This window comes from Magnetospirillum sp. ME-1, assembly GCF_002105535.1.
Classification (GTDB): Bacteria; Pseudomonadota; Alphaproteobacteria; order Rhodospirillales; family Magnetospirillaceae; genus Phaeospirillum.
On sequence record NZ_CP015848.1, the window covers coordinates 2,067,433 to 2,086,298 of the forward strand.

Annotated in this window: 17 protein-coding genes; 8 read left to right on the forward strand and 9 right to left on the reverse strand. The window is 67.7% G+C overall.

Annotated features, from left to right (window positions below):
- Position 1: 1 nt before the first annotated feature.
- A complete protein-coding gene (locus tag WV31_RS09660; protein ID WP_145980788.1) occupies positions 2-652 on the forward strand; it encodes a YkgJ family cysteine cluster protein in 651 nt (216 codons plus the stop codon).
- Here WV31_RS09660 and WV31_RS09665 read toward each other — a convergent pair.
- The 4 genes from WV31_RS09665 to WV31_RS09680 all read right to left on the reverse strand — a co-directional run bounded on the left by WV31_RS09665 (position 615) and on the right by WV31_RS09680 (position 6,273).
- A complete protein-coding gene (locus WV31_RS09665) occupies positions 615-2,039 on the reverse strand; it encodes a sensor histidine kinase (protein ID WP_168185889.1) in 1,425 nt (474 codons plus the stop codon). The two genes, WV31_RS09660 and WV31_RS09665, sit on opposite strands and share 38 nt — an antisense overlap.
- A 54-nt stretch (positions 2,040-2,093) precedes the next feature.
- Positions 2,094-2,555 carry a YaiI/YqxD family protein gene (locus tag WV31_RS09670; RefSeq protein WP_085373352.1) on the reverse strand — a complete coding sequence of 154 codons (462 nt, stop codon included), beginning with the start codon at positions 2,553-2,555 and terminating at the stop codon, positions 2,094-2,096.
- 127 nt (positions 2,556-2,682) lie between these two features.
- Positions 2,683-4,167: a Ppx/GppA family phosphatase gene (locus tag WV31_RS09675; RefSeq protein WP_085373353.1), complete on the reverse strand. Its 1,485-nt coding sequence runs from the start codon at positions 4,165-4,167 to the stop codon at positions 2,683-2,685.
- Between the two features lie 6 nt (positions 4,168-4,173).
- Complete coding sequence (locus tag WV31_RS09680; protein ID WP_145980789.1) at positions 4,174-6,273, reverse strand: RNA degradosome polyphosphate kinase; 2,100 nt, start codon at positions 6,271-6,273, stop codon at positions 4,174-4,176.
- A gap of 128 nt (positions 6,274-6,401) precedes the next feature.
- Between WV31_RS09680 and WV31_RS09685 the strand changes: the two genes are divergently transcribed.
- Positions 6,402-6,947: a SixA phosphatase family protein gene (locus WV31_RS09685; protein WP_237051562.1), complete on the forward strand. Its 546-nt coding sequence runs from the start codon at positions 6,402-6,404 to the stop codon at positions 6,945-6,947.
- Between the two features lie 38 nt (positions 6,948-6,985).
- Positions 6,986-9,175: a tetratricopeptide repeat protein gene (locus tag WV31_RS09690; RefSeq protein ID WP_085373356.1), complete on the forward strand. Its 2,190-nt coding sequence runs from the start codon at positions 6,986-6,988 to the stop codon at positions 9,173-9,175.
- Here WV31_RS09690 and WV31_RS09695 read toward each other — a convergent pair.
- The 4 genes from WV31_RS09695 to WV31_RS09710 are packed head-to-tail and all read right to left on the reverse strand — an operon-like array spanning position 9,172 to position 12,776.
- The gene (locus WV31_RS09695) at positions 9,172-9,951 is read right to left on the reverse strand and encodes an SDR family oxidoreductase (RefSeq protein ID WP_085373357.1); all 780 of its coding nucleotides are present in this window, start codon (positions 9,949-9,951) and stop codon (positions 9,172-9,174) included. The two genes, WV31_RS09690 and WV31_RS09695, sit on opposite strands and share 4 nt — an antisense overlap.
- Positions 9,926-10,624 carry an HdaA/DnaA family protein gene (locus WV31_RS09700; RefSeq protein ID WP_085373358.1) on the reverse strand — a complete coding sequence of 233 codons (699 nt, stop codon included), beginning with the start codon at positions 10,622-10,624 and terminating at the stop codon, positions 9,926-9,928. Before WV31_RS09700 ends, WV31_RS09695 begins: the two co-directional genes overlap by 26 nt.
- A complete protein-coding gene (locus WV31_RS09705; RefSeq protein WP_085373359.1) occupies positions 10,621-11,697 on the reverse strand; it encodes an AI-2E family transporter in 1,077 nt (358 codons plus the stop codon). The genes WV31_RS09700 and WV31_RS09705 overlap by 4 nt, the downstream gene beginning before the upstream one ends.
- A 2-nt stretch (positions 11,698-11,699) precedes the next feature.
- A complete protein-coding gene (locus tag WV31_RS09710; RefSeq protein WP_085373360.1) occupies positions 11,700-12,776 on the reverse strand; it encodes a DUF2066 domain-containing protein in 1,077 nt (358 codons plus the stop codon).
- 63 nt (positions 12,777-12,839) lie between these two features.
- Between WV31_RS09710 and purM the strand changes: the two genes are divergently transcribed.
- The 5 genes from purM (at position 12,840) to WV31_RS09735 (ending at position 18,376) form a co-directional block, all read left to right on the forward strand.
- Positions 12,840-13,934 carry a phosphoribosylformylglycinamidine cyclo-ligase gene (gene purM / locus WV31_RS09715; RefSeq protein WP_085373361.1) on the forward strand — a complete coding sequence of 365 codons (1,095 nt, stop codon included), beginning with the start codon at positions 12,840-12,842 and terminating at the stop codon, positions 13,932-13,934.
- Positions 13,935-14,035: 101 nt separating this feature from the next.
- The gene (gene purN / locus WV31_RS09720; protein WP_145980968.1) at positions 14,036-14,656 is read left to right on the forward strand and encodes a phosphoribosylglycinamide formyltransferase; all 621 of its coding nucleotides are present in this window, start codon (positions 14,036-14,038) and stop codon (positions 14,654-14,656) included.
- A gap of 125 nt (positions 14,657-14,781) precedes the next feature.
- Positions 14,782-15,759, forward strand: a complete 978-nt coding sequence (locus tag WV31_RS09725) for a glycosyltransferase family 9 protein (RefSeq protein ID WP_085373363.1) — start codon at positions 14,782-14,784, stop codon at positions 15,757-15,759.
- Positions 15,760-15,814: 55 nt separating this feature from the next.
- On the forward strand, positions 15,815-16,339 hold the full coding sequence (locus tag WV31_RS09730) for an adenine phosphoribosyltransferase (protein WP_085373364.1): 525 nt from the start codon (positions 15,815-15,817) through the stop codon (positions 16,337-16,339).
- Positions 16,340-16,348: 9 nt separating this feature from the next.
- Entirely contained in the window at positions 16,349-18,376 is a 2,028-nt protein-coding gene (locus WV31_RS09735) for a sensor histidine kinase (protein WP_085373365.1), read from the forward strand.
- Here the strand turns inward: WV31_RS09735 and WV31_RS09740 are convergent.
- Positions 18,373-18,786, reverse strand: a complete 414-nt coding sequence (locus WV31_RS09740; RefSeq protein ID WP_085373366.1) for a CoA-binding protein — start codon at positions 18,784-18,786, stop codon at positions 18,373-18,375. The two genes, WV31_RS09735 and WV31_RS09740, sit on opposite strands and share 4 nt — an antisense overlap.
- Between the last annotated feature and the right edge of the window lie 80 nt (positions 18,787-18,866).

The window sequence follows — 18,866 nt, forward strand, 5'->3', positions numbered from 1 at the left end:
CTTGGCCGGACTCGGCTATTCCGACGCAAGACTTGGGGCCGCCCAGGCCGCCTCGCAAGCCTTCGCCCAGGGCAAGGGCCTGGCCGGGGCCGCCCGCGCCGCCATCGCCGCCACCGATTCCTTTTTCGACCGGGTCCGCCGGGCGCTGAACCTGGACGAACAGGTGAAGCGCCAAGCCTGTGCCGCCGGCTGCGCCTGGTGCTGCCATCAGATCGTCGCCGTCTCGGCCGCCGAGTTGGAGCTGGTGAGTGAGGCCATCGCCGCCAAGCCGCCGGAAGCCCGCGCCGCCATCGCCGCCCGCGCAAGGCAAGCGGCGGCCAAGGGCGCCGGCCTCGAGCAGCGGCAATGGTGGACGGCGCGCATCCGCTGTCCGCTGCTGGAAGACGACGGTCTGTGCGGCATCCACGAAGCCCGGCCGCTGCCGTGCCGCGCCCACAATTCCGCCGATGCCGAGGCCTGCCGCCGGTCCTACCAGGGCGAGGCGGTGCGCACCCCGGTGCTGGCGGCGCAGCAGGGTGTCTGGGCCCATGGCCAGATGGGGCTGCTGGAGGCTCTGTTGAAGGAAAAGCGCCCGGCCGAGGCGATGAATCTGGCCCTGGCGGTCGATGACCTGCTCAGGCGGTCGCCGGCATCGTCTTCGGCAGACGGATAAGAAACACGCTTCCGCCGTCCCGGTCGGGTTCGACCGCGATGGAGCCGCCGTGCCGCTCGACGATCTTGCGGCAGACAGCCAGACCGATTCCGCTGCCTTCGTATTGATTGCGCGACACCAGCCGCTGAAACAGTCCGAATACCCGCTCGGCCGCTTCGGGGGGAATTCCGATACCGTTGTCGCACACCAGAATCTGCCATTCGGCGCCATCGTCGCGCCATTCCACCCGGATATGGGGCGTGACGCCCGGCTCCACATACTTGACGGCGTTGGCGATCAGGTTCTGGAACAGCCGCATGAGCTCGACCCGGTCTCCCCACACGGATGGCAAACCGGGCTGAACCTCGACCGTCCCTCCCGACATGCCCACCGTCGCTTCCAGATTGGCAAGGGCATCGGCCAGCGCCGCCTCCAGGGGTACGGCTTGTCCCTTCAAGGCATCGCGCCCGATGCGCGAGTATTCCAGAAGGCCGACGATCATGGCGTCCATGCGCCTGACCCCATCGACGATAAAGGCGACCTGTTCGCGCCCGTCAGTGTCCAGAACGTCCTTCAGACGGCGCTCCAGCAGGGTGATGTAGCCGCTGACCACGCGCAAGGGCTGGCGCAGGTCATGGGAGGCCACATAGGCGAACTGCTCCAGTTCGGCATTGGAGCGGGACAATTCCTCCGTCCGCTCGGCCACCACCTCCTCCAGCCGGTCGCGTTCCCGACGCAAGCGTCCGGCATCCTCTTCCAGGGCGGCACGGACCCGCTCGGCTTCCAGGCGATATTGCAGCGCCACCATCATCACGGCCGGAACGCTGCTGAAGAAGAGATTGAGCGCCGAAATGCCGCCGGAATTGACCGCGTTCTCGGCGATTTCCGGACCGGAAGCGATCATGATCCCCCTGACCACGAACCAGGCCGAGGCAATTCCCAGGGAAATGGTCAGCAATCGCCCGCTGAAACTGGCGGGTCCCCGACGCATCAGCAGCATGGCGTGGACCAGGAACGGCACGACCAGGGCTGAAAGCAGCACAACCCGGGTCTTGACGCTGGGCTGGACCAGGGACAGCCAGGAGAAGCCGGCCAGGACCAGCGCCACCGCCGCCCAATAGCAGGGATCGGCTGGACGGACTCCCACATGCACCGTGATCCCCCGATGCAGCAGGCAGACGCCGGCCACCACCATGACATTGGCCATCACCACGCTCAGGAAGAGGGGCGCTTCGTTGCGAAACGAAATCAGGATGAATCCCAGGCCATACAGAATGGCGGCCGGCGCCCAGTTGCGGCTGGGCGCATAGAGTTCGCCGGCCTTCCAGCCCCCCTGGAACAGGAGCCCCAGGACGACGAGCAGCAGGCCCACGCAAAACATGGCGGTCGGAATATGCAGCGCGAACATCGGAATAAACATATACGCACATACCAATGGTATGTTGAGCACTAATTCCGCAGATCAGAGTCCCGGTATCACCCTCCTGGCCTGATGCACCATCGTATCCAGCGCAGACAGGAACCTCGACCGATCCTGCTTGGCGAAGGGCGCGGGGCCGCCGGTCATGGTGCCGATCTCGCGCAACGTGTTCATCAGGTCACGCGTCGCCAGGGCGTCGCCGATGGAATTCTCGGTCATGGGCTTGCCGTTGGGACGCAGTACCAGCGCCCGCTTGATCAGGCAGCGCGAGCCCAAGGGAATGTCGTTGGTGACGCAGATGTCGCCCGCCCCGATCAGCTCGGCGATGCGGTCGTCGGCGGCGTCGGGGCCTTCGGGCACGACGATCATGGTGATCAGCGGGTCCTGGGGCAGCCGCAGCCAGGCGTTGCCCACCACGGTGACGGGAAGGCCGTAGCGCCCCGCCACCTTGAACACCTCGTCCTTCACCGGGCAGGCGTCACCGTCGATGTAGATCTGGGTCATGGCATCGAGCCTGTCATTCCGACGACCATCGGGAGGAGGAATCTCGTTCTGGCGCGAGCTTTCAGAAATGGCAGCGCTCCGCCAAGCGGAGATCCCTCGACTTCGCTCGGGATGACACCCCACGAACTCACGTCACCCGCCGGAAGATCAGGGCCTCGCAGTCCAGAACCCTGGCCAGCCGGTCGAAGGAGCGGTCGCCTTCGAAGGTGAAGGCCGGGTTGTCGGCGGGCACTTCCAGGATCAGGTACTTGTCCTCGACGAACAGCCGGGTCTGGCGCAGCAGATTGGGGGCACCGCCCGACAGGGTATGGGCGAGGCGCAGCGCCAGCCCCACCACCCGGGCGCGGCGGAAGGCGCCTTCGTCCAGCAGCTGGATGAAGCGCGCCACCTCGGGCGAGTCCTCGTTGCCCTGGTAGCGGCAGAACACCGCGAAGGCGATGGCGGCGCGATGCCGGTGCCCCACCCCCATGAACGGCAGGCGCAGGATGCGCAGGAAGGCCTGCTCGGCGCGGTAATCGGGATGCTCGTTCCAGAAGATGTCGGACACCAGACAGGCGGCATGGCGCAGCTGGCTCTCCCGCTTGGTTTCGTTGGGAAACAGCGGCGCCATCCAGGCCAGCAGCTCGTCGCCGTGCTCGGGAAAGCGCGAGTTCAGCAAGGCCATGTGGCGGCACACCGACAGCAGCGGATCCTCGTGCTTCAGCTTTTCCGGCAGCCGCTTGAGAAACTGCCCCTCGCGCATGCCGTAGATGGAGAACACAAGGCGCGACGGGCCGATGGCGCGGATCACCCGGGCCAGGATCAGCGCCGCCATGGGCAGGCCGTTGGTGCGCTTCTTGGAAACGCCGGGAATCTTCTCCAGCGACTTGCGGCTCTGGGTGGAGACCAGTTCCAGGATGGACAGCGCCTCGCGGGCGTCCAGCGAGAAATTATCGAGCACGGTCAGCGGATGCTGGGTCTGACTGATGCAGATGCGGGCGATGGAGCGCCACGCACCGCCCACGGCATAGAGGTTGCGCCCCCTGCCCTCGCCCAGCCAGGGAATGTTCTTCAGGTGGCCGTCGACAATGTCGGCGGCCTTGGCCTTGTCGTCGCCCGACGCCTCGGTCAGGCGTAAGAGACCCAGCGGCATGGTGACGTGCAGGCCGAAATTCTGGTCCTGCACCGTCACCAGCTCCAGCGAGCCGCCGCCTAAGTCGGCGACGATGCCGTTGGCGTCAGGGGTGCCGCACAGCACGCCCATGGCAGCCATCTTGGCTTCCTGCCCGCCGGACAGCACCTTGACCTCGACGTCGAAGCGCCGCTCGATCTCGCGCACGAAATCGGCGCCGTCGGCGGAATCGCGCACGGCGGCCGTGGCCAGCACGTCGAGACGCTCCACCTCCATGGCCCGGCACAGGGTGACGAAACGCCCCACCGCCACCAGGGCGGCCTCCACCCCCTCGGGCGACAGGCGGCCGGAACTGCCCACCCCCTGGCCCAGGCCGCACACCGCCTTTTCATTGAACAAGGGCACGGGCACCCGCTGCGCCAGGTCGTAGACGCACAGGCGGATGGAATTGGACCCGATATCGACGATGCCGATGGGTTCCTGGCGGAGTTTGATCTTCATTTCTGCCTAGGCAAGCTGCAGGTGTTTCGACTTGCGCCCGCGTTCGCCCGCGCTGCCGCGACCCGACAGCGACGGATTGGTCATGAAGTAGGTATGGGCGTTGAACGCGCCGTCCTCGGCCTTGAAACGTTCGTAGACGCCATCGGGCCGCAAAATCCAGGTCTGGGCCTGATCCTTGAGGTTGGCCACCATGATCTGGTCGAGAATCTGGCGATGCACGGTGGAGTTCTCGATGGGCACGAAGGATTCCACCCGCCAGTCCATGTTGCGCGGCATCCAGTCGGCCGAGGAGATGTAGATCTTGGCGTGGCGCGACGGCAGGCGGTGGCCGTTGCCGAAGCAGATGACGCGCGAATGCTCGAGGAAACGGCCGACGATGCTCTTCACCCGGATGTTCTCGGACAGGCCGGGCACGCCGGGCCGCAGACAGCAGATGCCCCGGATCACCAGATCCACCTTCACCCCTTCCTGCGAGGCGCGGTAGAGCGCGTCGATCAGCTGGGGGCAGACCAGCGAGTTCATCTTGGCCCAGATGGCGCCGGGCTTGCCCTCCTTGACGTTGGCGATCTCGGCGTCGATCAGGGACAGCACCTTCTTGCGCAGGAAGATGGGCGCGATGGCCAGGCTTTCCATGCTGTCGGGCTTGGCGTAGCCGGTCATGTAGTTGAAGGTCTTGGCGGCGTCACGGCACAGCGCCGGGTCGCAGGTGAAGAACGACAGGTCGGTATAGACCTTGGCGGTGATCGGGTGGTAGTTGCCCGTGCCGAAATGGACGTAGGACACCAGGGTACCGCCCTCGCGGCGCACCACCAGGGAAATCTTGGCGTGGGTCTTGAGCTCCAGGAAGCCGAACACCACCTGGGCGCCGGCGCGTTCCAGGTCGCGGGCCCAGCGGATATTGGCCTCCTCGTCGAAGCGGGCCTTCAGTTCCACCATGGCGGTGACCGACTTGCCCGCCTCGGCCGCCTCGACCAGCGCCTTGACGATGGGGGAATCGGCGCTGGTGCGGTACAGCGTCTGCTTGATGGCCACCACCGCCGGATCGGCCGCCGCCTGGCGGATGAACTGCACCACCACGTCGAAGCTTTCGAACGGGTGGTGGACCACGATGTCCTTCTTGCGAATGGCGGCGAAGCAATCGCCGCCGAAATCGCGGATGCGTTCGGGGAAGCGGGCGTGGTAGGGCGGGAACAGCAGATCGGGGCGCTCGTCGACGATCAGCCGCTTGGTGTCCACCAGCCCCAGCAGGCCGTCGATCTCGAACACGTCCTCCTCGTCGGCGTGCATCTCGGCGGTGGCCAGGTCCTTGAGATCCTGGGAGATGCCGGCGCTGAACGACAGGCGGATGACGTGGCCGCGCCGGCGGCGCTTCAACGCCGATTCGAACACCCGGACCAGATCCTCGGCCTCTTCGTCGATGTCCATCTCGGTGTCGCGGATCACCCGGAAGTGACCGAAGGATTCCATGCGGAAGCCGGGGAACAGCTGGTCGAGGAACAGCAGCACGAACTCTTCCAACGGCAGGAAACGGATGCCGTCGCCCGGCAGGCGGGTGAAACGCTCGATCTGGCTGGGCAGCGGCAGCAGGGCGCGCAGCACCTCGCCGTCATCCAGCTTGTAGAGGTGCAGCACCAGGGCCATGCCGCCGTTGGGCAGGAAGGGGAACGGATGGGCCGGATCGATGGCCAGCGGCGTCAACACCGGGAAGACATGTTCCATGAAGCGGCCTTCCAGCCACTTCATGTCGGCCTTGGACAGCTCCGAACGGTCGATGACGGCGATGCCCGCCTCGCGCAGCTGGACCTTCAGTTCGCGCCAGCACTTCTTCTGGGCTTCCAGCAGCCGGGCCGCCTCGGAATTGATGGCCGCCAATTGCTGGGCCGGGGTCAGGCCGTCCTGGCTGGTGGTCATCACGCCCGCGTCCACTTGGCCCTTCAGGCCGGCGACGCGCACCATGTAGAACTCGTCCAGGTTGGCCGCCGAGATGGACAGGAAGCGCAGCCGCTCGAGCAACGGGTGGTGCGGATTGAACGCCTCCTCGATCACCCGGCCGTTGAAGGCCAGCCACGATAACTCCCGATTGATGAAGCGATCCTTGGATTCCATGTCAATAACCGGGATATCGACGGCCTGCGCATGAGTCACGGCGTTTCTCCATTGGACAAGGCGTGGTGCGCCCCCGTTCATTTATATATCCTGATCGAAGCCCTGTCATGACCGAGGCGGTTACGGATATGAGAAAACTCTTCCTGCTGCGCCACGCCAAATCCAGCTGGGACGATCCCTCGGCCGAGGATTTCGACCGTCCCCTCAACGGCCGGGGCCGCAAGGACGCCAAGCGCATGGGCCGGTACATGGCGGAGCAGGGATTTCGCCCCGGCATCGCCCTGGTTTCGGCGGCGGCGCGCACCGTGGCCACCTGGACGCTGATCGAACCCCGTCTGGAGGGCGTGCCGGTATCCATGGAGGCGGAATTGTACGAGGCGGGCAAGTCCAGGCTGCTCGATCGCCTGCGCCGGATGGACGAGCACATGGATTCCGTGCTGCTGATCGGCCACAACCCCGGCATCGGCCGTCTGGCCGAGGTGTTGGTCGATCATCACGGCGACCCCGCCCTGCTGGCCGAACTGGCCGCCAAGTTCCCCACCGGAGCCCTGGCGGTGATCGGCCTGGACATCGCCCATTGGGGCGAGTTGGAGGCTGGACGCGGGCGGCTGCTGTCCTTCATCCGTCCCAGGGAGTTGGAGACGGCTTCTCCCGCCGGGGAAACGGCTCTATAACCGTCCCCGCGTTTTCCCGGCAGCAGGGTTTCCGTTTCATGTCCGCAGACCTTCAACTGATCTTCCGCCAGGGCATGGGCGCCCTGCAACAGGGCCGCTGGGACGAGGCGGCCCGCCAGTTCAAGACCCTGAACGGACGCACGCCCAACGCCCCGGAACCCCTTTACTACCTCGGCATCGCGTTGCTGTCCGGCGGCAAGCCGGCCGAGGCCGCCGAGGTGCTGAACCGTCTGGTCCGCAAGCACGGCGACAATCCCATGGCGCTGAACGCGCTGGGATCGGCCCAGGCGGCCAGCGGCCACAAGGGACATGCGGAAAAGGCGTTCCGGCGCGCCCTGGCCCTGGCCCCCGGCCTCGGCGACGCCACCGACAACCTGGCCCGGCTGCTGATCGAGACCGGCCGGGCGGCCGAGGCCCGCCCCCTCCTCCAGGATCTCCTGGCACGCGAGCCCGGGCGGGTGCCCAGCCGCCACCTGCTCGGCCGGGCGCTCCGGGACACCGGCGACGCGGACGGCGCCCTGGCGGCCTTTCAGGCGGTGCTGGAGGCGCAGCCCGATTTCCCCGCCGCCATCAACGATCTCGGCCTGCTGCATTACGCCTGCGGCCAGGGCAAGGAGGCGCTGGACTGCTTCGAGCGGCTGCTCGCCCTCAACCCCGCCGATCCGGTGGCGGGCAACAACCGGGCCATGGCGCTGCGCGTCCTCGGCCGGATGGAAGAGGCCGAGGGACAATACCGTGCCCTGCTGGAGCGCTTCCCCGACGCCGCCGAGGTCAACCTCAACCTCGGCAAGCTGCTGGCCCGCACCGACCGTACCCTCCAATCCACCGCCTTCCTGGAAAAGGGAGGCTGCATCGAGGCGCGCTGGTGGAACGCCCTGGTGCTGCCCAACCAGTACGAATCCGAGGAGCAGGTGGCCCAATGGCGCCGGCGCTTCGCCGAGAAGCTCGAGGCCGTCGCCCAGGAAATCCATGCCCTGCCGGCCGCCCAACTGCCTGCCCAGGCCGGCATCCTCGAGCTGGACGTCTTCTTCCTGGCCTATCAGGGCGAGAACGACCGCGACCTCAACCGCCTGCTGCGCGGCGCCCAATCGCGCGTCGCCCAGGCCTGCCACGGCTTCGGCGCCCCGGTTCCGCCACGCCCGCCACGCCCGCGCATCCGCGTCGGCTTCCTGTCCGGCAGTTTCCACTTCCACGTGGTCAACCAACTGATGCGGGGCTGGATCGCGGGCCTGGACCGCGACACCTTCGAGGTCTTCGTCTTCCACGCCGGCGCCACCTGGGACCAGGGGACGGAGGCCACCGCCGCCATCGCCGAGCATCTGATCGATGCCTACCTGCCGACCGACCAGGTTGCCCGCAAGGTGGCCGAAGCGGAACTGGACGTGCTGATCTATCCCGACGTGGGCCTGGACCCGCGCATGGACCGCCTGGCCATGCTGCGCCTCGCCCCCATCCAGTGCGCCGCCTTCGCCCATCCGGTCACCACCGGCATGCAGAGCATGGACTACTTCCTCAGCGGCGAGTTGATCGAGCCCGAGGGTGCCGACGACCACTACACCGAAAGGCTGGTCCGCCTGCCGGGCATCGGCTTCAATCTTGCGCCTCCCAAGGTGGACGAGGCCGTCCTGCCGCAGCCCGATCCCGGCCGCAAGGGCCCCCGGCTGTTCTGCGCCCAAAGCCTGTACAAGATGCTGCCCGGCCGCGACCATCTGTTCCCGCGCATCGCCAAGGCGGTGGGGGATTGCTCCATCGAGTTCATCGACCGCTTCGGCACCTACAAGGAGGTGTTCCTGAAGCGCATGGAGCACGCCTTCGCCGCCCATGGTCTCGACGCCAGGCACTTCGTGCGAGTCCACGGCGCGGTCTCGTCCAAGGAATTCCTTGGCATGATCAAGACCGCCGACATATCGCTGGACAGCCTGGACTGGTCCGGCGGCTACACCACCATGGAAGCCCTGGCCTGCGCCACGCCCATCGTGGCGGGAAACGGCCGCCTGCTGCGCGGCCACGTGTCGGCCGGCATCCTGCGCGCCGCCGGACTGGGCGAACTGGTGGCGCCGGACGAGGAAGCCTATGTGGCCCTGGCCACCCGCCTGGCGACCGACCCGGCCTACCGCGAGCAGGTCTCGCAGGTCATGCGGGCCAACGGCCCCGGCGTATTCGACAGCCCCGCTCCCGCCCAGGGATTGGCCGCCTTCCTGAAGTCGGTGGTCCGCCCCGCCGCCTAAAGCGTTCCCGGAAAGGCTCCGCCGTCGATCAGCAGGTTCTGGCCGGTGATGTAGCCGGCCTGGGCCGAGCACAGGAAGGCGCAGGCGTCACCGAACTCGGCCGGGTCGCCGAAGCGTCCCGCCGGATTGGCCTGGCGCCGCTCGTCCAGCACCTCGTCCATGGAAAGCCCGCGCTTGGCCGCCTGGCCCTCCATGGTGACGCGCAGGCGGTCGGTGTCGAAGGGGCCGGGCAGCAGATTGTTGATGGTGACGTTGTGGCGCACGGTCTGGCGCGCCAGACCGGCGACGAAGCCGGTCAGCCCCGCCCTCGCCCCGTTGGACAGGCCCAGGATGTCGATGGGGGCCTTCACCGCCGCCGAGGTGATGTTGACGATGCGGCCGAACCTGCGGGCGATCATGTGGTCCACCGTCGCCTTGATCAGCTCGATGGGGGTCAGCATGTTGGCATCCAGCGCCTTGATCCAGGCGGCGCGGTCCCAGTCGCGGAAATCGCCGGGCGGCGGGCCGCCGGCATTGGTCACCAGAATGTCGGGATCGGGCAGGATGGACAGCAGGACCTTGCGCCCCTCGGGCGTGGTGACATCCACCGGCAGGGTCTTGATGGCCGCCCCGGTGCGGGCGCGAATCTCCTTGGCGGCCTGTTCCAGCACGTCGGGACGGCGCGCCGCCATCACCACGTTGACGCCCTCGCGGGCCAGGGATTCGGCGCAGGCGCGGCCCAGGCCCCGCGACGCGCCGCAGACGATGGCGCTACGGCCCTTCAGTCCCAGATCCATCCTCGCTCTCCCCTTCCAGAATGCGCCGGGCCAGCGGCACGGTGACGGCGCGCCGTCCGGCCAGGGCGGCGTGGTCCAGTCGCTCCACCACCCGGGCGCAGGCGGCGAAGCTGCGCTCCATGCGGCCCAGCAGGAAGTATACCACCTCCTCGCCGACACGAAGCTGGCGATCGGCGAACAGCTTGACCAGCAGGGCGGCCAGCAAGGCATCGTCGGGCGCCCCGATGGACGCCACCGGCATGGCCAGCAGGCGCGAGCGCAGGTCGGGCAGCCCCACGCCCCAGGCGGAAGGCGGCACGCGCGCGGTGAGCAGCAGCAGCCGGCCCAGCTCGCGGCCCTGGTTGATCAGGTGGAACAGCGCCACCTCGTCGCGGGGAGCGCGGTCGCAGTCCTCCACCGCCAGGACCGGCACCGATTCCAGCAGGGGACGGGTGCTCTCCGGGGTCAGTTGGGCGGCCGAGACCAGCCTGCCGCCGCCGTCATGGGCGAAGAGATGGGCCAGATGGGTCTTGCCGCTGCCGGCCGGGCCGACCAGGATGCCGGCCGGGCCGGGCCAGCGGCCGGGCGCGGCCACCCAGGCATGAGCCTCGGCGTTGCAGGGCGCCACCAGGAAATCGTCCGCGGCCAGCGAGGGCACATGCCCGAACGCCAGGGGAAGCTGGGCGTCGCTCATGACTTGCTGTAATCGTCCCCGACGCCGTCGTAGAGCGAGCTTCGCATGTAGTTCTGCAGCGCGAAGCGGACCAGCACACCGATCACCGAGGCGGCGGGCACCGCCAGCAGGATGCCGACGAAGCCGAACAGGGCGCCGCCGGCCAGCAGCGAGAAGATGATCCACACAGGATGCAGCCCCACCCGGTCACCCACCAGCTTGGGCGTCAGGAAGTTGCCTTCCAGGACGTTGCCGATCAGGAACACCACGCCGACACCGCCCAACAGGTGCCACTCGCCCCCCTGGGCCAAGGCCAGCCCGACGCTGGCGATCAGGCCGATCAGCATGCCCACATAGGGAACGAAGGCCCCCAATCCGGTGCCCAGGCCGATCATCAGGCCGAGGTCGAGGCCGGTCAGCGTCAGACCGACGCCGTAGAACACGGCCAGGATCATGCAGACCATGGCCTGGCCGCGCACGAAGCCGGCGATGGTGCGGTCGATCTCCTTCAGTTCATGACGGATGGTGTCGGCGTGATGACGGGGCAGCCAGTTGTCCACCTTGGCGACCATGTGGTCCCAGTCGCGCAGCAGGTAGAAGGTCACCACCGGGGTGATGAACAGCAGCGACAGGATGCTCATGGCCGCGATGCCGCCCGACAGCACGCCCTTGACCACGCCCAGGCCCCATTCCACCGCCGTGCCGGCATAGGCCCCGGCCGAGGACCGCAGCTTGTCCAGATCCTCGGGCGACAGGTGGCGGTAGACCTCTTCGAGCAGCGGCAGGGCGCGCTGGTGCAGGGCCTGGGCATAGGTCGGGACCTTCTGGACGAAGGTCACCACCTGGCTCTGGATGACCGGCGCCAGCAGGGTCAGGCCGATCCCCAGCACGCCGAAGAACACCAGGCAGATGATCCCGGTGGCCAGGGTGCGCGACAGCCCGGCCCGCTCCATGCGGTCGGCCAGGGGGTCGAGGAAATAGGCCACCGCCATGCCGGCCACGAACGGCAGCATCACGCCGCGCAGCATGTAAAGCAGCACCAGGAAGGCGGCGCCGCCGACCAGCCAGAAGCGCAGCCGCTGCCCCGAACTCATGCTCATGGCACCCCCTTGAGCCGCATCACCCAGAACCCGTCGTTCCAATCCAGCAGCAGGCCGGCGGCGCCCAAGGTGGTCTTCACCTGCTCGGGCTCGCCCACCGTGTGCAGCATCAGGGCCGCCTCTTCCTTGGAGAGAGAGACGATCTCCCAGCGACGCACCAGGGTGACGCGGCCCAGGCGCTCGCGCACCGCCAGCCAGTCGTCGAGCCCCTTGAGCGGCGCCATCACCGCCATGGACGCCGCCCGGTCGAAGGACAAGAGGTTCGACTGCTTGTAGGCGTTGTCCAGGGTCTGGGCGGCCTCGGCGGCGGCGTGGCGCAGCACCGCGTCCAGGCCGGCCTCGCCGATGGGATAGGTGCGGGTGTCGAAGGGCTTCATCACCCCGGGCATGCCGGTGGCGGTCACCTCGACGGCATTGGCGGCGCCGTTGACCATGGCGGTCATCACCAGCACGTCGGGGGTGCGGAAACGGGCGCCGAGACCGGCCAGCGCCTCGGAATCGCCGGCCAGCGCCTTTTCCACCGGAACGGATTGCACGTCGGCGATGTCGCCGGTGGGCACCGCCAGCGGCACCAGCCCGCCGCTGCCCTGGGCCAGCCACGCGGCCCGCCACGGATTGGGATCGTCCCACAACAGCGCCCGGCCGGTCCCGATGGGCCGGAACACCGGCACGATCACCACCGGACGGGGCCGGGGTTCGGCGTACTTGACGCCGGCGCCCTGCAGCAGCTTCTTCACCGCCTGCGGATTGTAGCGGACGGTTAGCGTGGCGATGTAGCGCACCGACGACGAGCGCTCGTGCTCGATGGCCACGTCGCGCACGTATTGCAGCGCGTCGGCATGGGGCAGCCGGCCGTGGTCGGCGGGCATGGTCAGGCGTTCGAGCAGGCGCCTAAAGCCGATCTTCTCCGCCTCGGCGATGGCCTGTTCCTTGGCCGCCGCCACGCCCTGGGCGGTGACGTCCACCTCGATGCCGCGCACGGCGAAGGCGTCGGCGGCCATGGAGGCGCCGGGAAGCGCCAGCAGCACGACAACAAGGACCAGCCAGCCGAGCCGGAGACCGCGAGAAGACATTGCAAACCGTCCGGGATGAAGTATTTTGACCCACTCGATTTTCGCCGAGACCATACCACACCCATGCCCACGAGGAAGCCCATTCCCGCGCAAGATAAAAGCACCGGCCTGACCTACCGCGATGCGGGCGTCGACATCGACGCCGGCGAAGCCCTGGTCGAGGCCATCAAGCCGCTCGCCAAGTCCACCGCCCGTTCGGGGGGCGCCGCCGGCCTCGGCGGTTTCGGCGCGCTGTTCGACCTCAAGGCCGCCGGGTTCAAGGACCCGATCCTGGTGTCGTCCACCGACGGCGTCGGCACCAAGCTGCGCGTCGCCATCGAGGCGGGCAAGCACGACACCGTGGGCATCGACCTGGTGGCCATGTGCGTCAACGATCTGGTGGTCCAGGGCGCCGAGCCGCTGTTCTTCCTCGACTATTTCGCCACCGGCAAGCTGGACGTGAAGGCGGGCACCGCCATCGTATCGGGCATCGCCGAGGGCTGCCGCCAGGCCGGCTGCGCCCTGGTGGGCGGTGAGACGGCCGAGATGCCCGGCATGTATTCCGACGGCGATTACGACCTGGCCGGCTTTTCCGTGGGCGCCGCCGAGCGCGACGCCCTGCTGCCCCGTGAAGACGTGGCCGAGGGCGACGTGCTGCTGGGCCTCGCCTCGTCGGGCGTGCATTCCAACGGCTATTCCCTGGTGCGCCGCATCGTGGAGCGTGGCGGCCTGTCCTACGACGCCGAAGCCCCCTTCGCGCCGGGCCGCAAGCTGGGCGAGGCCCTGCTGGAGCCCACCCGCATCTACGTCAAAAGCACCCTGGCCGCCATCAAGGCCGGCACGGTGAAGGCCATGGCCCACATCACCGGCGGCGGCCTGATCGAGAACGTGCCGCGCGTCCTGCCCGAAGGCGTGGTCGCCGAGATCGACGGCTCCGCCTGGGCCCTGCCGCCCGTATTCAAGTGGCTGGCTTCGGGCGGCGGCGTCGCCGCCCATGAGATGGCGCGCACCTTCAATTGCGGCATCGGCATGGTGGTGGTGGTCGCAGCCTCCAAGGCCGACGAGGCCGCCCGCATCTTAGGCGCGCATGGCGAGACCGTGGTGCGCATCGGCCGCATCCGCGCGCGCAAGGGCGACGAAGCCCAGTCCCAGGTGCTGAACCAGAACGATTGGATCTAGCGCCCGCTTGTCATCCCGAGGCGAAGCCGAGGGATCTTTCACGCAGCCTCGCCTGAAAGATCCTTCGCGACGCTCAGGATGACGGTCAAGGATCGAGGATGATGAGCATCAAGAAGAAGAAGGTCGGCGTTCTGGTCTCGGGCCGGGGCAGCAATCTCCAGGCCCTGCTCGACGCCTGCGCCGACCCCTCCTTCCCGGCCGAGATCGCTCTGGTGATCTCCAACGTGCCCGGCGTCTACGCCCTGGAGCGGGCAGAGAAGGCCGGGGTGCCGACGCTGACCATTCCCCACAAGGGCTTTGCCTCGCGCGAGGCCTTCGATGCCGAGATGGACAAGGCGCTGCGCGCCGCCGGCATCGAGATCGTCTGCCTGGCCGGCTTCATGCGGCTGCTGTCCACGCCCTTCGCCGAAGGCTGGCGGGGCAGGATGATCAACATCCACCCCGCGCTTCTCCCCTCGTTCAAGGGGTTGCACACTCACCGCCGCGCCATCGAGGCGGGGGTCAAGCTGCACGGCTGCACCGTCCATCTGGTGACGCCGGAACTGGACGACGGCCCCATCCTGGTGCAGAAGGCGGTTCCCGTTCTGGCTCAAGACGACGAGGACACGCTGGCCGCCCGGGTGCTGGAGCAGGAACACAAGGCCTATCCCGAGGCTCTGCGCCTGCTGGCCGAGGGCCGCGTCACCGTCGAAGGCAACCGTGCCCTCATCCGCGATGCCTGATCTTTTTTGTCATTCCGACGACCATCGGGAGGAGGAATCTCCGCCTGCTCCGGCGGGGCCTACCCGGCAAGAGCAGCCCAGGCGGAGATCCCTCGCTTGCGCTCTGGATGACATGGGAGGGGAGCATGCCAGCCTCTCCGTGTAACTCCATCCTGGTTTATGTCGGCCTGGACGCGGTAGGCGACGGCTTGATCAAGCTGCCGTTCATCCGGGCCTTGCGCGCCGCCTTCCCCAAAGCCCGCATCACCTGGATGTCGGGCAAGGGGCCGACGGTGTTCGAGGACCTCCTGGCGCCGCTGGTCACCGGCCTGATCGACGAGATCCTCCCCTTCACCCGCATCGGTGAGCGGCCTTTGGAACTGGTGGGCCGCCGCCCCCTGCCCGGCCGCTCGTTCGACCTGATCATCGACACCCAGCGGCGGGGCCTGACCACCCTGGTGTTGAAGCGTATCCGCCACGGCCGCTTCATCTCGGCCACCGCCGGCTTCCTGTTCTCGGACGGCAAGCCCGCCGATACCACCCGGCCGCCGGCCATGATCGGCCAGCTGATGCAGCTGGTGGAAGCCGCGGCGGGCCGCACGGTGACCGAAACCTCGCCCCTGCCCCGCGACCCGGCCATCGAGGCCGAGGCCGAGCGCCTGCTGCCCGCCGGGCCGCGCTATGTGGGCCTGGCTCCCGGCGCCGGCGGGCGCTGGAAATGCTGGCCGCTGGAGCGCTACATCGCGCTGGCCGCCGGGCTGAAGGACACGGTGCCGGTCTTCCTGCTGGGCCCCGCCGAGGCCGAGGATTGGGCCGCCACCATCCGGGCCGCCCTGCCCCAGGCCTTGCTGCCGCTGCAAGATGCGGCGAAGCTCACCCCCATGCTGACCATCGCGCTGGGCCGCCGGCTGGCGGCGGCGGTGGCCAACGACAGCGGCACCGGCCACATGCTGGGCGCAGCCGACATTCCGCTGGTCTCGCTGTTCGGCCCCACCGCCGCCCACAAATTCGCGCCCCACACCCGCCGGGCGGCCATTCTCCGCGCCCAGGATTTCGGCGGCGAGGCCATGGAGGCCATTCCGCTGGACGCGGTGGAAAAAGCCCTTCTGCCGTTGTTACTTTGACCCGGATCAAGGCTGGGTCTACCATACTCCCGCAACCGCAACACCGAGTGCCGTCATGAATATCAAGGACCATATCAGGGGCGTTCCCGACTTCCCCAAGCCGGGCATCCTGTTCTACGACATCTCCACCCTGCTGGCCCATCCCGACGCCTGGCAGGTGGCCATGGGCCGTCTGGCCCGCGACATCATCAAGTTCCAGCCCGACGTGCTGGCCGGCATCGAATCGCGCGGCTTCCTGGTGGCGGCGCCCCTGGCGCTGAAGCTGGGCTGCGGCTTCGTCATGCTGCGCAAGAAGGGCAAGCTGCCGGGCGAGACCATCCGCCACGACTACGCCCTGGAATACGGCACTGACACCATCGAGATTCAGAAGGGCGCCATCGAGGAAGGCAAGCGGGTGGTGATCCTCGACGATCTGCTGGCCACCGGCGGCACCATGGCGGCCGGCGTCGAACTGCTGCGCAAGATCGGCGCCCACGTCACCGGCGCGGCCACCATCATCGATCTGGCCTTCCTGCCCGGCAAGCAGCGGCTCAAGGAACTGGACGTCCCCTTCGCCTGTCTCGCCTCCTACGACGAATAGGAGCGGAACATGCCCTTCGCGGGGGTCGAGGCGGCCTTGGCCGGCATGGCGGTGGGAGCGGCGGCGACGCTGTTCGCTCTCGGCCGCCGCCGCGTCCGCCCTCCCGCAAGCGGGGAGGCGGCGCTGGACGCCCAGCGACTGCTGGTCGAGGCCCTGGGCAACAGCCGCGACGGCGTCGCCCTTTACGATTCGGGCAATCTGCTGATCACCTGCAACGAGCGTTATCGCCAGTTGCTGTCGCCCATCCGCGATCTGATCGTTCCCGGCGCCCGCTTCGATGATCTGATGGCCGAGTTGGCCCGCCGCGAGAACAAGGGCGGCGACTGGCTGGGGCGCAAGATGTCGGGTCGCGGGCTGACCGACGCCACCGCCAGCGACGACAAGTTCCGCGACGGACAATGGATCAGCGTCGCCGCCTACGCCACCCAGGACGGCGGCCAGCTGCGCATCCTGCGCGACATCACGCCGCGCAAGCAGGCCCAGATCTCGCTGGAAGGCACCGTGTCCTGGCTGAAGGGCGTGATGGACACCGTGGTGGACGGCATCGTCACCATCGACGAGACGGGCACGGTCTTAAGCTTCAATCCGGCGGCCGAACGCCTGTTCGGCTGGACCGCCGATCAGGTGGTGGGGCGCAACGTCAGCATGCTGATGCCCGATCCCCATCGGAGCGCCCATGACGGCTACATCCGCTCCTATCTCGAAACCGGAATCCGCAAGATCGGCCAGGCGGGGCGCGAGGTGGAGGGCTTACGCCGCGACGGCACGCGCTTTCCCATGGAACTGGCCATCGCCGAGATGCAGCAGGGCGACATGCTGACCTTCATCGGCGTGATCCGCGACATCAGCGAGCGCAAAGCCAATGAACAGGCGCTGATCGACAGCCAGCACCGCCTGCGCCAGGAGGCGGACCGGCTGCAGGCCATCATCGACAACATGCCCCAGGGCGTCGCGGTGTTCGCCTCGGACGACGCCCTGATCGCGCTGAACGAATCGGCGATCCGCATGCTGGGCCTGCCCAATGCCGAGATCACGCCCGGCACCATCGACATCTCGCTGTTCATGGCGCTGCTGGCCGCCAACGACACTCCGCCCGGCCAGCAGAGCGCCCAGTTGACCGCCGACCTGGCGGAAAGCATCCGCGAACGCCCGGAAATGGTGTTCGAGCATTTCGCCCCCAGCGGCATCATCATGGAAGTCCGGTCCTCGTCCATGCCGGGCGGCGGGCTGATCCTCAGCTTCACCGACGTCACCTTCAGGAAGCGCACCGAACAGACTCTGCGCGACGCCAAGGACGAAGCCGAACGCGGCAACCGGGCCAAGAACACCTTCCTGGCCAATATCAGCCACGAACTGCGCACGCCCTTGAACGCCATCATCGGCTTTTCCGAGATGATGAAGCACGAGATCTTCGGCCCGCTGGAACCGGCCAGCTACCGCACCTATGTGGACGACATCCACGAAAGCGGCCAGCACTTGCTTGAACTGATCAACGACATCCTGGACATGTCCAAGGCCGAGGCCGGGATGACCGACCTGATGGAGGCGGCGGTGCATGTCCCCGACATGATCCGCACCGCCATACGGCTGCTCAGCCGCCGGGCCGACAATGCCGGCATCAGCCTGGCCGAGGATCTGCCCCCCTCGCTGCCGCTGCTGCTGGCCGACGAGCGGCGGTTGCGCCAGATCATCCTCAACCTGGGCTCAAACGCGGTGAAGTTCACCGACGAAGGCGGCAAGGTCACCATCGGCGCCCGCGTCACCAATGCCGGCTTCACCATCACGGTGACCGATTCCGGTATCGGCATGACGCCCGAGGAAATGCGGCTGGTGATGGAACCCTTCGTCCAGGCCGACACCAGATTGTCGCGCAAATACGAAGGCAGCGGCCTCGGCCTGCCGCTGACCAAGGCGCTGGTCATGGCCCATGGCGGAACATTGACCTTGGACAGCGCGCCGGGGCGCGGCACCACGGTCACCGTCATCTTCCCGGCGGAGCGTATCGTCGCCGACAACATGGCGGCGGCGGATATCTAGCCCCGACGCCGGCCCAGTTCGATCTTGGGGCAGCGGTCCATCACCACCGCCAGTCCCGCCGCCTCGGCGCGGCCGGCCGCCTCCTCGTTGATCACGTCCAGTTGCATCCAGACCACCTTGGCGCCGATGGCGATGGCCTCGTCGGTGATGGGGCCGGCGGCATCCGAATTGCGGAAGATGTCCACCATGTCCACCGGAAACGGAATGGACTTCAGATCCCTGTAGACCGTCTCGCCCAGGAACTCCTGCCCCTCCAGGCCGGGATTGACCGGCACGACGCGATAGCCGCACTGCTGGAGATAGGCGGCGACGTAATGGCTGGGGCGCGAGGGATTGTTGCTGACGCCCACCACGGCGATGGTCCGCACCGTCTTGAGGACATGATCGATCAGGCTGTCGCTGGCACGCACATGCGTCTCCCATGGAAGGTCCGAAGGAAACTATAGCGGCCTTGCCGCCTTTCGCCAGCCTTCCTAAAGTGACGCACTGG

Coding starts and splice junctions, on each gene's coding strand:
- WV31_RS09730 (WP_085373364.1), top strand. CDS start 15,815: ATGAATATCAAGGACCATATCAGGGGCGTTCCCGACTTCCCCAAGCCG.
- WV31_RS09665 (WP_168185889.1), bottom strand. CDS start 2,039: ATGTTCGCGCTGCATATTCCGACCGCCATGTTTTGCGTGGGCCTGCTG.
- WV31_RS09700 (WP_085373358.1), bottom strand. CDS start 10,624: ATGAGCGACGCCCAGCTTCCCCTGGCGTTCGGGCATGTGCCCTCGCTG.
- purN (WP_145980968.1), top strand. CDS start 14,036: ATGAGCATCAAGAAGAAGAAGGTCGGCGTTCTGGTCTCGGGCCGGGGC.
- WV31_RS09670 (WP_085373352.1), bottom strand. CDS start 2,555: ATGACCCAGATCTACATCGACGGTGACGCCTGCCCGGTGAAGGACGAG.
- WV31_RS09675 (WP_085373353.1), bottom strand. CDS start 4,167: ATGAAGATCAAACTCCGCCAGGAACCCATCGGCATCGTCGATATCGGG.
- WV31_RS09685 (WP_237051562.1), top strand. CDS start 6,402: ATGAGAAAACTCTTCCTGCTGCGCCACGCCAAATCCAGCTGGGACGAT.
- WV31_RS09705 (WP_085373359.1), bottom strand. CDS start 11,697: ATGAGTTCGGGGCAGCGGCTGCGCTTCTGGCTGGTCGGCGGCGCCGCC.
- WV31_RS09695 (WP_085373357.1), bottom strand. CDS start 9,951: ATGGATCTGGGACTGAAGGGCCGTAGCGCCATCGTCTGCGGCGCGTCG.
- WV31_RS09710 (WP_085373360.1), bottom strand. CDS start 12,776: ATGTCTTCTCGCGGTCTCCGGCTCGGCTGGCTGGTCCTTGTTGTCGTG.
- WV31_RS09735 (WP_085373365.1), top strand. CDS start 16,349: ATGCCCTTCGCGGGGGTCGAGGCGGCCTTGGCCGGCATGGCGGTGGGA.
- WV31_RS09690 (WP_085373356.1), top strand. CDS start 6,986: ATGTCCGCAGACCTTCAACTGATCTTCCGCCAGGGCATGGGCGCCCTG.
- WV31_RS09725 (WP_085373363.1), top strand. CDS start 14,782: ATGCCAGCCTCTCCGTGTAACTCCATCCTGGTTTATGTCGGCCTGGAC.
- purM (WP_085373361.1), top strand. CDS start 12,840: ATGCCCACGAGGAAGCCCATTCCCGCGCAAGATAAAAGCACCGGCCTG.
- WV31_RS09680 (WP_145980789.1), bottom strand. CDS start 6,273: ATGGAATCCAAGGATCGCTTCATCAATCGGGAGTTATCGTGGCTGGCC.